9 protein-coding genes are annotated in these 14,706 nt (G+C 55.7%); 6 read left to right on the plus strand and 3 right to left on the minus strand.

All coding sequences use genetic code 11. The features are described 5' to 3' along the window. Positions 1-62 precede the first annotated feature (62 nt). The 6 genes from ACN0YR_RS09010 to ACN0YR_RS09035 all read left to right on the plus strand — a co-directional run bounded on the left by ACN0YR_RS09010 (position 63) and on the right by ACN0YR_RS09035 (position 8,599). Complete coding sequence (locus tag ACN0YR_RS09010; RefSeq protein WP_417848871.1) at positions 63-1,538, plus strand: OprO/OprP family phosphate-selective porin; 1,476 nt, start codon at positions 63-65, stop codon at positions 1,536-1,538. A 253-nt stretch (positions 1,539-1,791) separates the two neighbouring features. Next, positions 1,792-2,907 (plus strand): cytochrome P460 family protein, encoded by a 1,116-nt coding sequence (locus tag ACN0YR_RS09015; RefSeq protein WP_417848872.1) that lies wholly within the window; start codon positions 1,792-1,794, stop codon positions 2,905-2,907. Positions 2,908-3,061: 154 nt separating this feature from the next. Beyond that, positions 3,062-3,679: an RNA polymerase sigma factor gene (locus ACN0YR_RS09020; RefSeq protein WP_417848873.1), complete on the plus strand. Its 618-nt coding sequence runs from the start codon at positions 3,062-3,064 to the stop codon at positions 3,677-3,679. 759 nt (positions 3,680-4,438) lie between these two features. After that, the gene (locus ACN0YR_RS09025) at positions 4,439-6,322 is read left to right on the plus strand and encodes an AAA family ATPase (RefSeq protein ID WP_417848874.1); all 1,884 of its coding nucleotides are present in this window, start codon (positions 4,439-4,441) and stop codon (positions 6,320-6,322) included. Then, a complete protein-coding gene (locus ACN0YR_RS09030) occupies positions 6,312-7,472 on the plus strand; it encodes an ATP-binding protein (protein WP_417848875.1) in 1,161 nt (386 codons plus the stop codon). Before ACN0YR_RS09025 ends, ACN0YR_RS09030 begins: the two co-directional genes overlap by 11 nt. After that, on the plus strand, positions 7,469-8,599 hold the full coding sequence (locus tag ACN0YR_RS09035; protein WP_417848876.1) for a response regulator: 1,131 nt from the start codon (positions 7,469-7,471) through the stop codon (positions 8,597-8,599). The genes ACN0YR_RS09030 and ACN0YR_RS09035 overlap by 4 nt, the downstream gene beginning before the upstream one ends. A 6-nt stretch (positions 8,600-8,605) precedes the next feature. Here the strand turns inward: ACN0YR_RS09035 and ACN0YR_RS09040 are convergent, their stop codons facing one another. The 3 genes from ACN0YR_RS09040 to ACN0YR_RS09050 all read right to left on the minus strand — a co-directional run bounded on the left by ACN0YR_RS09040 (position 8,606) and on the right by ACN0YR_RS09050 (position 14,329). Next, the gene (locus ACN0YR_RS09040; RefSeq protein WP_417848877.1) at positions 8,606-8,986 is read right to left on the minus strand and encodes a hypothetical protein; all 381 of its coding nucleotides are present in this window, start codon (positions 8,984-8,986) and stop codon (positions 8,606-8,608) included. A gap of 392 nt (positions 8,987-9,378) precedes the next feature. Next, on the minus strand, positions 9,379-10,845 hold the full coding sequence (locus ACN0YR_RS09045) for an arylsulfatase (protein WP_417848878.1): 1,467 nt from the start codon (positions 10,843-10,845) through the stop codon (positions 9,379-9,381). Positions 10,846-10,858: 13 nt separating this feature from the next. Continuing rightward, on the minus strand, positions 10,859-14,329 hold the full coding sequence (locus ACN0YR_RS09050) for a hypothetical protein (protein WP_417848879.1): 3,471 nt from the start codon (positions 14,327-14,329) through the stop codon (positions 10,859-10,861). Positions 14,330-14,706 lie beyond the last annotated feature (377 nt).

A 14,706-nucleotide genomic window follows, 5' to 3' on the forward strand; every position in this document is an offset into this window, starting at 1 on the left:
TCACTAGCGGATTTGGCGGTCGCGCAGATTCTACGAACGGTGTGGGTTACAGGGGTGGATTGATGGGATTGAAGTTCAGCACATCGAGAACCAGGGGGATACCTGGAAATGTCGAACGGAGATGGCCGCTTACAATACTGCTTATCGGCACATTCTGCCTGTGCGGTGCCAGCGGACGTCTGCTTGCGCAGGAGGTAACGGGACGCAGTGTCGTGCTCTTCGATGATGTGGAGCGGGATGGCGAGGCAGCCGAAACGGAGCGGTTTCGCATGCCTGAGTCGTTTGATGTTGAGTCGATGTTCGAGCCATCCGGCGAACGCGAGTTTGAGGTCCCCTTGAAGGCCCTTTACAAAGACGGGTTTGGGCTGCACTCGGAGGATGATCAATTTCAGTTACGACTCAAATTTCTGACGCAGATTGACGGTAAGGCGTTTACGCCAACCGACCAGGAACCCGCCCGAGGTGGCATGTACGTTCCACGGTTTCGAACGTACTTTGAAGGTCAACTGCGAGATGGGTATGAGTATGAACTCTCGCTACAGCGAAGCGTCGAAGGAGCATTCGACTTGTTGGACGCAAATGTCAACTTTGCGCCGTCGGAAGAGTTCCAGATTCGAGTTGGTCGATCGCTCACGCCCTACAGCTACACATGGTACGACCATCTTGAGCAGTTCTACATTACTCCTGAACGCGGCCTGGTTCCCCTGAACTTCGGACTGGCACGACAGGTGGGCGTCATTTTTCATGGCAAGTTCGGTGAGAAATTCGAATATGCCGCTGGCCCGACGTTCGGTCACCTGGCTGGACTCGCCGACCGGAATACAACTCGCGAGGGTGTGGGCTACATCAATTATCGCCCGTTCGTTGACGACTCCGATGACTACTTCTTCAAGTATCTGAACATCGGGGGCTCCCTTGCACTGGGCCGCACTCCGTATGCCACGGAGGCCCTTCCACTGCGAACTTCGATCCAGACCTCGGAAAATGATGAAGCCGCGCAGGCCGCTTCGACTCAGTTTCTGGAGTTCAACCCCGACATGCAGTGGGTTGGCGGTCGTCAGCAGGGAGCGTTGCACGTCGCGAATTACAGCGGACCGCTCTCGATTGAAGCAGAAGTCTATGCTCTCAGCTTTCAGGCCCGAGCCGACGAGCACAGTGCCGCCGTGTGGTTGCCGATTCTGGGGTACGATGTGACCGCCTCGTGGTTCCTGACAGGCGAATCCGTGACCGGACGAGGTGTGATTGAGCCTCTGGCTCCCCTCGGCGAGGGGTTCGGTGCGTGGGAAATCTTCGGACGCTACTCCGATATTAACATCAGTGAGAAAGTGTTCACCGCCGGTCTCGCCGATGAGGCCGACTGGACTCGCCACGTCGGTATGACGGACATTGGCTTCAATTGGTACCTGAACCGTTTCGTAAAAATGACCTTCGACTGGCAACACGCCATGTTCGGGTCACCCATTCTCCTCAACGAGGCAAAAGACAAACGTGGGAGCAACACGGATCTCTTCTGGATGCGCTGCCAGCTCTACTTCTGAGTCCGCAGCCTCGACCGGCCTCGACCGCTGACACGTTGCTGCTCCGGCCCAATTATGTCTGTTCTGGCGTTACGGGAACCGTCGCACCTCCGCGAGCACCCCGGCAGGGGCACTGTCCGGAAACTAGGCAAAATCAGCGAAAATCACATTTTCCGGATATTTGAAGGTAAGACATCTCCCAACAAAGTCACAAACACTCGGAGCCTCGAGTTGGTTCGAGGTCGTTTGGCGTTCCAACACTGAAAAAGGACACATGATGAAGTCTCGATTGATTCTCCTGGCAGTCGCCGTTGCGGGCATCGGCACCTATGTGGCGATGGCACAGGAAGAGGCAAAGCCTGCCGGCGAGGTCGGTGGAGCAAAGCCGTTCAATAACTATGGGCCACATTTTACCGAGGATGGTGAGGTGCTCCGCCCCGAAGGTTGGCGCCGCTGGGTGTATGTCGGTACGCCGCTGACGCCGGATGAGCTGAATGGAGGCGAAGCCAACTTCCGCGAGTTCCACAATACCTACATTGATCCCCCTAGTTTTGACGTGTTCCTGCAAACTGGCGAATTCCCGAACGGCACGCAGCTCGTGAAGGAGATGGTGCTTGTTGGTGACACGGAAGCTTCAAGTGGCAACGGCTACTTCATGGGTGACTTTTACGGTCTGGAGCTTGCGGTAAAGGACACCGAGCGGTTCAAGGACGAGCCGGGTGGATGGGCTTACTTTAGTTTTGGGCATACGGACTTCGAGCACTATGCCAAGACTGCCAAGGCGTTCCCTTCGGAGTCTTGTAATTCGTGTCACGAGTCCAGTGCTGATACGGACTTTGTGTTCACGCAGTACTATCCGGTGCTGCGTGCTGCTATGCCTAAACACAAAGCCGAGGCAGGCACGGCGGCGAAAGCTGAGCGTGCCAAGATGGACGCAGAGGCGTTGAAGGCTGCAATGGGGGCCGTTGGTGGTAAATCGGAGGGGGTGAAGCATGATGAATACTCCGACAAGTTGTTTGCCTGGCTGAAGACTGGGGCATACAAGAAGTACAAAGGCGAGTCAAAGGTGCATGAATCTGCTGCGGCTTCGTCGCATGGAGATGTGCGAATTTTCGTCAACGACAAGCTGCATGCCAGCATGCAAGCTGGCAACAGTGAGCACCCAGTGGGTTCCGTGGCCGTCAAGGAACTGTATAAGGATGGAAGTTTCATCGGCTGGGCAACAGCGGTGAAGGCGAAGCAAGGCGAAAAGGGGCACGGGTGGCATTGGTACGAGAACCTGAACACGGAGAATAATGACTCCCCAGTGGTCGCTGGACTTGGGGAGAGCAAGTGTGCTGGTTGCCATTCCGCGGGTAAAGACTACATCCGCGTGAAGAAGATTGAGTAGCCAACTTACCACTTTGTCCACATACGACTGAGGCGGATGGGGCGATGTGCGCCCCATCCGCCATTCCGTCGCATTCGCCCTGTTATCTTTGGGGAGACGGTTTCCGGCGGAGACCACCCGATTAGATCGGTGCCCTAAACGCAAAGGGTTGGGGATGGTAATTTCGAACGAGGAGTGGGGCAACGGTCTGCGGTCTGGTGACCCAGTGACTCGGGATAACTTCACCGAAGAACTGCAGATACGGCTTCGTAAAGCGATCTTTGCAAAGTTCATTGACCGTGGCCTGAGTGGTCATTGCGTGGAGGACGTGGTTCAAGAAACCACGTATCGAATACTGCGGTCGGTCGACAGTTTCCGCGGGGAAAGCAAGTTTCTTACCTGGGCCACTGCGTTTGCCGTGCGAACTGGACTGGAAATGCTCCGACGCGGCCACTGGATGGCGCGGACTACATCGGACTTTCTGATGGAGAGTGACAAGGTTGACTTGGCGGACCTCTGGAAAAGTGCTGCTCCGCTACCCGAGGTTGACGCGCAGCAGAGGGAAATCCTCCAATTGCTGGCCACCTCAATCAATGACGGACTGACCCGAAGGCAAAGATGTGCACTGGTTCGCGAATTGCAGGGCTGGGCTGCGGACCGCATCGCCCAGGAGCTCGGAACCACACGGGGGGCTGTCTATAAACTGGTCCATGATGCAAAGGCCAGACTGAAGAAGGTATTGCAAGAAGCTGGGTTGGACGCGAAAACAGTTCGCGACGTCTTCTCGCTCTGAACGCCAAAGGTGATCTCATGTTTGTACTGAGTCGCGAACAGATTCTTAGCTTGGTTCAGCGGGTGGTAGAGACTGAACCCGACGGACTGGATTGCGATTGCGTGTTAGATCTGCTGACTGAGTATGCCACGCAACTAGCGAGGGGAGATACCAGCGTCCTAGATGATTCGCTCCTCATTAGTGACCACCTATCAAGGTGCTCTGATTGCAGGGAGGAGTTTGAGATGATGAGAGGCATCATCACAGAGGGGTATCTTGAGCCGTAACGAATCTGGACTGATGGTGATGTCTGATCTCTGAATCCTGGGAAGGTGTCGCACCACTTCAATCAATTGGTGTTGCTCGAACGTGATGACCGTAGTCTTCCGAGTCACAAGTTGGATGAAGGCTCCCTCGAATCCAAACACCCGTGACGGTCGGTGAGGTGGAGGACGCACAGCGTATTCTATACGCCGAGCACAAACGACGTATCGCAGCGAGCCCGGGTATGACCAGCAAGGAGGTGTGGCGGCCTACTAGCTCAATGTGAGCCGAAGACTCTTGACACTGCTCGAATGTATGGTAGAAAATTCATACGAGACCCAAGCCGCTTTGTGCGGTGGAACCCAGCCTGCCGGCTCTGTCATGCCGGAGACATTGAAGCAACTGGCAGGCATTGCTCGACGGGTTCTGATTGCGGTTCCGCTGATTTCCTTGAAATCGCTCTCTTCCTGTCCCATTTGCCACAGTCCGCTTCAGACATGACTTCTGGAGCGTTCCATGAAGGGACGACGCGCTGTTCAGCGCATTGACACGCTGTCGGTGATTGGCGGGTTTCTCGACGGTCTGCAGATCTCCTTCGGCGACGGACTCAACACCATCATTGGTGCAAGGGGGACGGGGAAGACGACCGCCGTTGAATTCATCGGCTATGCCCTGGACTCACTGCCGAGCCGGGAACACGCGGCCGATGAACGGAAGCGGATTGAAACGCTCGTTAAACGCAACCTCGGTGGCGGGCGGATCTGCGTCGGCATCCGTGCCCGTGATGGTTCGACCTACAACGTGACCCGGTCCTTCGGCGATGAGCCAATCATCCTGGACTCCGAGAACCAGCCGGTCTCCGTCAACCTGAAGTCCGGCCTGTTCCGAGCGGACATCTTTTCGCAGAACGCGGTTGAATCGATCGCCGACCGTCCGTTGTTTCAGCTGGATCTGATCGACAGCTTTGCTGGCCAGCAGATCGCGGACATCTTCTCACGTGAGCAGCAGTTCATCTCGACGCTGAAGGCGAATGCCCACCAGATCATCCCGCTGGAACGTGAGGTTGCCGCCATCTGCGATGAACTGACCTCGCTTCCGACGGTCGAGACGAAACTGAAAGCGTTCACGGGAACGACCAACGGTGCCAGCGCTGAGATCAATGAAGCGCATCGCCTGAAAAGCCTCCGGGACCGCGAAGTCCGGTCATTAAAACAGCTTCGGGAACTGGCCGTTCAGTATCGAGCCTCGCTGCTGGGGCTGGTCGATTCCGTTGGACCGCGTGCAACAAACGTCGTCGATCCGGAAGCCGCCAATGGACCCAATGCGGACATCCTAGCGAAGTCGACGCAGTCTTTGATGGACTGCGGTCATGATGTCGACGGATTGCTGCAGAAGGCGGTTGCCAGGGTCGAGAAGGCGGGAAAGGGAATCGCCGAGCAAATTGAGTTGATTGCACAGCGTCATCGCGAACAGGAGCTGGAATTTCGGTCCACCATTGAGAAGCACAAGCAGGCGCAGCAGGAAGCGGCCGAACGGGCGGAACTGGAACGGTCCCGCAATCAGCTCCTGGCACGGCAACAGCAGCAAGCGGAACTGAAACAGCAGATCACGGAACTGTACCGTCAACGGGCAGAACTGCTGGAGCAGCTCTCGGCACTGCGGGACGAGCGGTTTGGCGTCCGGAATTCCGTGGCGGAGCGGATCAATGGAGAACTGGCCCCGACGATTCGGGTCACGATTACTCAATACGGCAACTCGGACGCGTACCGGCAGCTGCTCGAAACCCGGCTGAAAGGGGCTGGACTGAAACAGGGAGTCGTCTCGCAGAAAATCGTAACCGCGATGCCCCCAGCCGAACTGACACAGGTCATCCGCAGCCGGAACGCCGATCCATTGATTGATAGGGCTGAATTGAGTGCCGATCAGTCGGCAAAGGTGGTTGCCGCGCTGTACGACCCGGAGTTCCTGTTCACGCTCGAAACGGTTGAACTGGATGACCAGCCGTTGATCGAACTGAAAGATGGGGAAGAATACAAGGACACCTCCTCCCTCTCAACCGGGCAAAAGTGCACCACGATTCTGCCGATCCTGTTGCTGGAGAGCGACAGCACGCTGATTGTGGATCAGCCTGAAGACAACCTCGACAACCGGTTCATCTTCCAGACTGTCGTTGAGAGCATCCGCCACGTGAAGAAGAAGCGGCAGCTGGTGCTTGTCACTCACAACCCGAACATCCCGGTACTGGGGGAGGCGGATCACGTTGTGGTTCTGGAGTCGGACGGGGCCAAAGCCCGTGTGACCAGGGAAGGAGACGTCGATGCCTGCAAGAATGAGATCGTGACGCTCCTCGAAGGTGGAGCCGAGGCGTTCCGACGACGAGGAGAGCGTTATGGACAATGACGACGTTCTTCCTCCTGTCGCCTGGAAACAGATTGCCGATCAACTGCGGGACGATCCGGAAGCGGTTTCTCGCTCAGAGCGGGTTGCGCTGCTCACCGGGCAGACCGAGGCTTGGGGATCGCCATCGGACGAATGTGTCGCCGTTCTGGAACTGCTTGCCCGCGATCCGAAGTGGGAAGTCCGCCGCGAGGTGGCGGAGATCCTGAGCCAGTTGCCCGAGGCTCTGTTCAGTCCACTTGCATCAACGCTGACGCAAGACCAGAACCACTACGTTCGGAAAGCTGCCGAGCGTGCTCTGGATCGCCGTCGACGTGGGGAAAAGAACGCACTGGCCCGCAGCAAGAAGTCAGGAGAACTCGCGGCCGAATACGATTCGATGGAACGGCTGTACGGTTCGCTCCCCACGCGCAAGGCACGGCGGATTGTTGAGAAGCACTTCGACATGCTCGTAGGCGGCACGGTCCACAACATGCGAGGGCTGTTGACACCGATCAAGCACAACGCGGAAGAACTGGTTGCACTAGCGAAGTCAGGGTCGATCGACAAGCGGAAGCTGGGACAACATGCCAGTTCGATCGTGACCAGGCTGGCTGACCTGGAACAGTTTCTCGACGACATGCGGGCCTATGCCCAACCGCTTCCGACCCAGCGTCGACGTGAACGACTGATCGATCTGGTGCGGGAAGCATCGGACGCTGCTCGTGCCTATTTCGAGGCCACCGGCTACGACTCGGCCGCCATTGAACTGCGATTCAATGTTCCGACGTCTCTGTCGGTCGAAGTGGCCCGGCACCAGGTCCTATCGGTGTTCACGAACCTGCTGCGGAATGCGTTCGAGGCGTTTCGTCCGATCCGGGATGAAGTCGGTCCCTTCTGGATATCCGTTTCTGCGACGCTGGACATCGACCGGGCTCACATTCTGATCGAAGACAACGGGGTGGGATTCGGTGAGGACGATCTTCGTCAGATCCGGGAGTTCATCCCCGGCCACAAGACTATGAAACACGACGGGACGGGGTTTGGACTCCCGACCGCCAGGAGGTACATCGAGGGACACGGCGGCTCGCTCGATATTGACAGTCAGGTTCAGGCCGGGACGAAAGTGAGGATCGTCCTGCCGATTGAAAGCACGGGAGAACCGGCAGAATGACTCTGCGCGCACTGATCGTTGATGACGATCCCAATATCGTGGAAGTGGTTTCCGACATTGTGACATCGCTCGGTCACGAGCACGATTCGGCCTGCTGCCAGGACGAGGTCCGCCAGCGGTTGGCCACAGCCAACTATGACTATTTCGTACTCGACCTCGAGATTCCGGTCCGCGCGGAACGGAGCCTCGCCCGGTTGCAGAATGGTCTCAACCTGCTGAGCGAGCTGGTCTCGCTCGGACTGGGACCGGTCATCGTGGTGACCGGCTATGGCAACAATGGTCCGGACCAGGGGGTCGAGTGCGTGAAACTCGGCGCTGCGGATTACGTCGCCAAACCGTTCAAGCGGGAAGGGAAGACGCTGGACGGAGCGATCACGGACGCGCTCCGCAGGGCCGGGAGACTTTCATCGTCTGGTGAGGCAAAGCGAAAGACCACCGCGCCGCCCCGGCCATTCGAAGGAGGCGAGCTGCAGTTGCTCAAGAAGCGCATGGTCGTGTGCGGCGTCGATGTACCGATCACTCCGTTGATGAATCGCATTCTCACCGTCCTCTGTGAGAAGCGGGGTAATGGCCGCTACCCCGCATACTGCGGCGACGAACTGGCTGATCATCCCGACGTCCTCTGCCGTCGCGGCCAGAACGGAATCTCGGAGGCGATCCACGCTCTTCGAAAACGGATCGTTCAGAAGGTACGGAAGGATGCCAACATCGAAATCGGAGATCAGGACATCATCCGCAGCAAAGGTGAAGGCTACCGGATCAATGAACGCGTGACGTTAGTCGACGGAGCCCGTCGATTGGTGGCCGCTGGGAACATCCCCGATCAGGAAATCGATGTCCCTGATGTCCCCAATCATGTCCCCGTAAACGGACAAAATGTCCCTGATCGTGTCCCCGTAAAACGAAAGAGTGTCCCCAATGACCCTGATGATGTCCCCGATCTGAACGCCCGGCAACAGTGGGTCATGACTCAGATTGAAAAGGGAACGGAAGTCCGGGCCAGTATGGTGGTTGAGCAGTTTGGCTGCTCACAGAAGACCGCCAAACGGGATCTTGCTGATCTCAGGGACAAACGCCTACTCAGGTTCGTCGGCGCGCCACGAACGGGCCACTACCGCCTCGTATGACGCGACTTACGCCACCTCGTCCGCGATCGCGGCCAGTTCCGACAGATACCACGGCCGCGGGCTGAAGAACGACGTCGCGTACGTGTCCCGCACCGTTGTCCATGGTTCAAAGCTGCGGCAGTCGTCCCGACTATCTTTCGAAACAAGCCCTTTGGCCAACAGGTCAAAGGGCTTTCTCATTGTCACGCAAAGGTTTGCGTCATCGAGAGTGCAGTTCAAACAGAGGATTTCGAGGATTCGACGTTTGGCGGCGTAGTCAGCGGTAAGCCATTTCTCTCGCAGACTTTGCGAAAGTTCAAACGCTTTCGCTGCAATGTCGATGCTTTCGTTCCGACCACGACTGCAACGCTCGATTTCGAGCCGTAACTCAGCTTCTTCGTCACGCAACTCTCGTGCTTTTTCGGCGTAGGTGTCAGCGTTGATCTCTTTGAGCAGCCGAAGGTTACCCAGGCGGTTCGGTGAACGTCAGGATCTTCTCTAGCGTCTTCCAGTGCATGTCGTACTCACGACATGCAGCTCGCTTACTGATCTCGCCGTTCAGGACACGACGGCGAATCTCCGCCCACTGTCCTGCGTCTCAAGGCAGGCGATGAACGCTGCATGTTCGTAAACACCCGTCCCTCGCCGCCTGAAGGTCAAACAATTGGTCAAAGACCAACAGTCTGAACACCTGACAACAAGTGATCATCTGGGCGCTACACTTTCATTCCGGAAAACATCCCCCCGACAGGCGCTACATTTTCTAACCGGTGTCTACACAGTGGGAACACGTTCTATATTTACTCCAGATGGTTGGGATAAACGGGCGAATCATCGGACGGAGCGGGGGAATCATGATCCGGACGATATTCATGATCAATAATTTGCTGCATATCTGCGACGATGTTTGGGTGGCGTCCCGCGAGATTAGTGGTTTCGGAAAGGTCGTTATCGAGATCGTAGATTTCCACTGGTTTATTGCCGCGTTTGACAGCTTTCCATTTACCGGCGCGCACTGCGTGGTCCAGGCGATTTTTGTCTAGGAGCGACCAAAATAAAAAGGGGTGACGAATTTGATTCTCTGGGGCGCCCAGAAGTGTGGGAAGCATGGAAATACCATCGCTTTCTGTCGGAACGACCTGACCGGTCAGTTCGGCGATCGTTGGCAGAAAATCGGCGAAGTAACATGGATGACCGGTGGTTGTTTCGGCAGGAATCATCCCTGGCCAACGAGCGATGAATGGAACGCGCAGCCCGCCTTCGTAGCAATCATTCTTCCCACCGCGCAGTGCACCGTTGTCGCCGAAAAAAATTGAAGGAGCAGTTCCCCAGACTGACTGAAGTTGCCCTCCGTTATCAGAGGTGAAAATGACGAGTGTCTCCTTGTCGATGCCGCAGTCTTTCAGCTTTTTCATGATCGCTCCGACCGAATTATCGATCATACGCAGCTCGGCGGCAAAGTGGCTGTGTGGTCTCGACTGCGCAATATGAGAAGGAGTGTCAGCGGTGTAGTTGTTGTAGTCAATGCCCTCTTTACCCCAGCCCTCCGGGGAAGCGAATTCGACCACCGTGTCCGGCGTAGCGATGATTTCGGTGTGTGGGAGAGTGAAAGCTAGGTAGCAAAAGAAACGAGAGTCTTTCTGCTTCTCGATGAAAGCGAGTGTTTCGTCGGTAAACAGATCGTGAGTGTGGTTGTTCCGGTCCGCTGAAACATTGCTGGTATTCCCTTTCCCGTCAGTGGTATTGCCAATGGATTCGCGACGGGTATCGCGGATCAAGTAGGATGGATAGTGACGGTGGCCGTGACCCTGATCGAGCATCCCGTAGAATTCGTCGAATCCACGGTCGGTTGGAGTCTGCCCACTTTTTAGACCGCCGATTCCCCACTTGCCAATCGCGCACGTGGCATAGCCAGCCTGCTTGAAAATTTCCGCCACAGTTGGATGTTCACCCGATAAGTCGACATGGGCGTCATTTCTTTTATACGGGATGTGTCCGCTGTGCAGTCCAGACATAAGAGAAGATCGGGAGGGGCCACAGACCGTACAGCCCGCGTAGGCATCGGTGAATCGCATGCCTTCTCGCGCGAGCGAATCGATATGTGGGGTCGCCAAATGTTTTTGGCCGTAACAACTGAGGTGGTGATAGCCGAGGTCATCCGCCAATATGAAAATGACGTTTGGGGGATTCGCTTGTATCTTCTCCTCAGCTTGCACGTGCGGTATCAGCAGCAAGAAGAAGACTGAGATTGAGGCAGGTATATTCATGAATATTTACCAACTAGAAAATTGAAACGTCAAAACGTCCCGGTGCAATCTTTAAGCGTGTCTGCTTTCGATCGGAAGCGATTGCTTCAATTCCGTCGGGAAGAGGGCCAAATTTCACCGGCACGGGGACTGTCAACTCCGCCGCGCCTGTGCTTTCAATCTTGAGATTACCATCGATCAGACGACAGGCGAACGCAGACGGAATCCGCACGCGATCCCGTGGTTGGATCGAGTAGAGAATGAACGAGTCCCCAGGTCGAATGTTCTGCGGAAGATCGCGGTCGAATCGGATGCCGGTGGTGGCCCATCTTCCGGAACCGCTCGCTGTTGCTTTGGATTGCCGTGCCGTGAAATCGGCGGATGGAAAATAGGCGAGCCGATTGGTTGATACAGGGCGGTTCGGAGCAAATCGTTGATTCTCGCGAACCTGCACCCAGTTGCGACGGCGTTTGAGAATGGTCAGAACCGCGAGCGCAAAAGGTGGATTACCGACCAGGTCAATGCGTTGCCGGCCATGTCCCGCCTGTTGTACGCTTGCAATTTCGTAGCAGGATTGGTGGCTTGGACTTGCGGCATGTTCCACGAAAAGTCGCGAGCCAACCAATGTTACTGGAAGCGGCGTTTCCGTCTCGACGTAAAACGCACTTTGATCCGGACTCCCGGTAAGGTCTCCATCCAAACCGGCGAGACTCAAGTTCCAGCCTGGTGATAAACGAAGTTCGTAGCCTGAGGCACTCAGATATTCGCCATCATAGAGAATGACTTCGTGAACACTTGGGCAGACTTTTCCAATGCGGCCGCGCAATTCGATGTTCCGCAGTTCGTTGCGGAAATTCACTGCTGCGTTTTGAGTGGTGATGACGGTGCAGACATCGTTGTTTTCAGACTCGATCTCGATTCCCTGCGAGTATCGATTCTCGCCGCCGAGATCATTGTTAAATACTTGCACAGACTGAACCGGGCAGGACGAATCTTTGTTCGAATCATGCGCTGCCAGGACATCAACAAACGTCGACTCCAGGCGAGTGTTCCCAGTGGCATGACGCTGCATATTGAAGACATCGAAAGCATCCTGTCGGCAGACCACCGCTTGCTTGTACTTTTCCAGCTGAATCATTGCTGGCCACGGGGCGCGTGACCCGATATACCGTTCACGTGCGGGTGAACCGCTTTGAGCACTCCACATATTTAATTCGATGGATCGCTGTAACCATGGCTCGGGATCGCGACCGAACTCCGCGATGTAGGACGCAGGGGAGATGATCCATCGGTGCAACGCTGTCTTCCCTTTCGATCCTGACCAAGCTCTTACATTAGTCAACGCTTGCGAATCCTCGCCAAATGGCAAATCCGCTTCACCCAACTTTTTGAGAACCAGATCAAAAGTTTGATCCCGGTCCCCCAGATCACGAGCGAACGGCGGAGGATTTTCTACATTCCGCTTCATGTAATCGAAAAGATTGTCCGCGATGTCTACCACGGGCGATGAAGGGACCGTGGGAGGGGCTGGAAAGTGCCACCATACATCGTGACGGCGTCCCCCGGAAAGACGGCACACGCTGATTGCCACGGCCGTGTCACCTGGCAGCGAAACAGTCATCCACTGGCGGGACCAGTGGCGAATTTCGCCCGGGTAATCGGCAAAGTTTTCACTTGGAAGAGCGACGTCCATGAACCGCAAACCGGCACTCGGTTCGTTCAGGTCACCTTTGCCGAACCAACCTTCCAGTAAGCCGTGCGGGCCGTTTCCTTGGAAACCATCAATCGTAGGGGCGCAGTGCATTTCCAGCGCGTTAGTGAACCACGGTCTCATCTTTGTCAGAGGCAGACGGTCGCGTATTTCTTTTGGCACGGCTTCCGGTTTGATCAGGTGTGAAGGTGCGGCATAGCCCAACTCGGGCATCAGGCTGATCCCTTCATAAAACAGCTGCACACTGAGACGGGAAGGATGCGTGTGCAGAATTCCTGAGCGAAAATCGAGGATCGCTTCGAGGCGATGACCGGGCTGCCCCGCACGGAGACAACCAATTCCGTAATAAGGGAAACAAACGCTTTTCACAGTGTCGCTGTAGTTGGGCGAAGATAGGGATTCGAGGTTGGCTGAACGAAAATATCCCAAATGTTCATCGCCGTGTTGACTTTCGATTCCGTACAGGGTTCGGATCGGATAGCAGCCGATGTTCTCGAACCGGGAAAGAATTGGTCGGCGTTTCACTAACTCGTCCCATACGGACTCGCCGAGGCGATTGCGAAGCGGTGGGAGATAAAACCCACGCAGCATGACCGAATAATTGAACGCGCCTTCGACCGACATGCCGTCATCATCAAAATGGTTGTACAGGTAATGCTGCACAATTCTGAATAAGTGTGAAAAATACGCTTCGTCTCCGCTACCGATCGCCATGGACAGTGAGACAGGCACGGTGGATGCGGGAAAATTACCGCCGGGTTGCGGTGCATGCCGAATCAGACAGAACTGTCGACGCAAAGAGGCGGATAGCGAGTTGCTTTGCTCTGCGGTCAGATCGGATGCCACTGCACCGAAGGCTTCGGCGAGTAGTCCATTCTCATTTCGCCCTGCGACCACCCGGTAGATCTTTTCACTCGGCGTGACCGACTCGACGGGGGCATCCATTGCAAATGCGACAAAGCGATTGACTTCATCAGCCGTGGGATACTCGTCACTGGCAAGTGAATCGTGCGGCTGTTCTAACGGGAAGTCGGCTCGACGTGCCCTCTGTCCCGTCCCGGCGGAAATCCATGGCTGGCGGTCTAGATATTGCGGTAATAATTTCACGATTTCCATCAGCACAGATCGAGCGAACGGGTGTGGTTGAATCACTCTGGCATTTTCCTGGACAACAAGAGCGACCAGTCCGCTTAGCCATTCGATGAGAAATCTCCACCGCGCGGAGGCAATTTCCTCAACCAACACAAGTGGTCCAACATTCTCTGGCAGAGAATCTAGAGCGATGAGTTTTTTGCAACACAAAGTTTGAATGGGGAACTCGGGAGCATTTACCAATTCCAGCCCTCCAAAATTCCTGTCGCACCAAGGGCACTTCACATGGCCTCGAGCCGTGACGGCCGGAGCTTTTCCGGACAGCAATCCGCGGTAAAATTCCAAGGCTTCATCAACCTCGTGTTTTCCGGGATGGAGCAATGGCAAAGCTCGTCCGCCATTTCGGGACTTCTGCATGCCACGCAGCAGAATGAACGCGGCAAAGTATGTGCCCGGTGGACTCGACTCCCCCGGCATCGGAGATTTGGCCGATTCAATAATGAGTGCCTGATTACTTCCGGTTCCGAATATCTCTTGGGGTGGTGGAACAGACGGGTCGAAAGGGCGAAGCAAACCCCGCCTGAGCGTTTCAGGTCTCGGCCACCGCGTCACAATTTTAGGATTCGCCTGTGCAAAACGGGGAAGCGTAGCGACCGAAGGTAACACAGATGCCAAGAGGAACTGGCGACGATTCCAATGCATTGTATCCTCACGTTAATTCGGGCGTTTAGTGGTAGATTAAGGAGAGTCGGTTTCTACCGACTTTCGATACCGCCTGCCAGTAATCGACTCAACGAGTGATGGACTCAGCATAACGTTGGATGTTGCATGCCACCACTCCGACTGGCCGGTGCGAGCAGAGCCCACATGTAGATTCGCGTTCTGACGGTATGGCAAAGAAAAATACCAGGACAAATCGTGCTGAGGAGCGATCATCAAATGGAGTCCTTTGTTACTACGACCTTTCGACCGAGCATGCAGTATTTGCGGAGGCAAGCACATTGATGATCTCAAACTACAGGCGCGGTTCGCCGGTTGCGGATTCACCCGTCGAGACGCCATGTTCTCAATCGTCTGTG

Origin of the sequence: Thalassoglobus sp. (assembly GCF_048270125.1) — a bacterium.
In the GTDB taxonomy this organism is placed as follows: domain Bacteria; phylum Planctomycetota; class Planctomycetia; order Planctomycetales; family Planctomycetaceae; genus Thalassoglobus.

Bases quoted from the DNA above. Each gene is read 5' to 3' on its own strand.
- ACN0YR_RS09010 (WP_417848871.1), top strand. From the start codon at position 63: ATGGGATTGAAGTTCAGCACATCGAGAACCAGGGGGATACCTGGAAAT.
- ACN0YR_RS09015 (WP_417848872.1), top strand. From the start codon at position 1,792: ATGATGAAGTCTCGATTGATTCTCCTGGCAGTCGCCGTTGCGGGCATC.
- ACN0YR_RS09020 (WP_417848873.1), top strand. From the start codon at position 3,062: ATGGTAATTTCGAACGAGGAGTGGGGCAACGGTCTGCGGTCTGGTGAC.
- ACN0YR_RS09025 (WP_417848874.1), top strand. From the start codon at position 4,439: ATGAAGGGACGACGCGCTGTTCAGCGCATTGACACGCTGTCGGTGATT.
- ACN0YR_RS09030 (WP_417848875.1), top strand. From the start codon at position 6,312: ATGGACAATGACGACGTTCTTCCTCCTGTCGCCTGGAAACAGATTGCC.
- ACN0YR_RS09035 (WP_417848876.1), top strand. From the start codon at position 7,469: ATGACTCTGCGCGCACTGATCGTTGATGACGATCCCAATATCGTGGAA.
- ACN0YR_RS09045 (WP_417848878.1), bottom strand. From the start codon at position 10,845: ATGAATATACCTGCCTCAATCTCAGTCTTCTTCTTGCTGCTGATACCG.
- ACN0YR_RS09050 (WP_417848879.1), bottom strand. From the start codon at position 14,329: ATGCATTGGAATCGTCGCCAGTTCCTCTTGGCATCTGTGTTACCTTCG.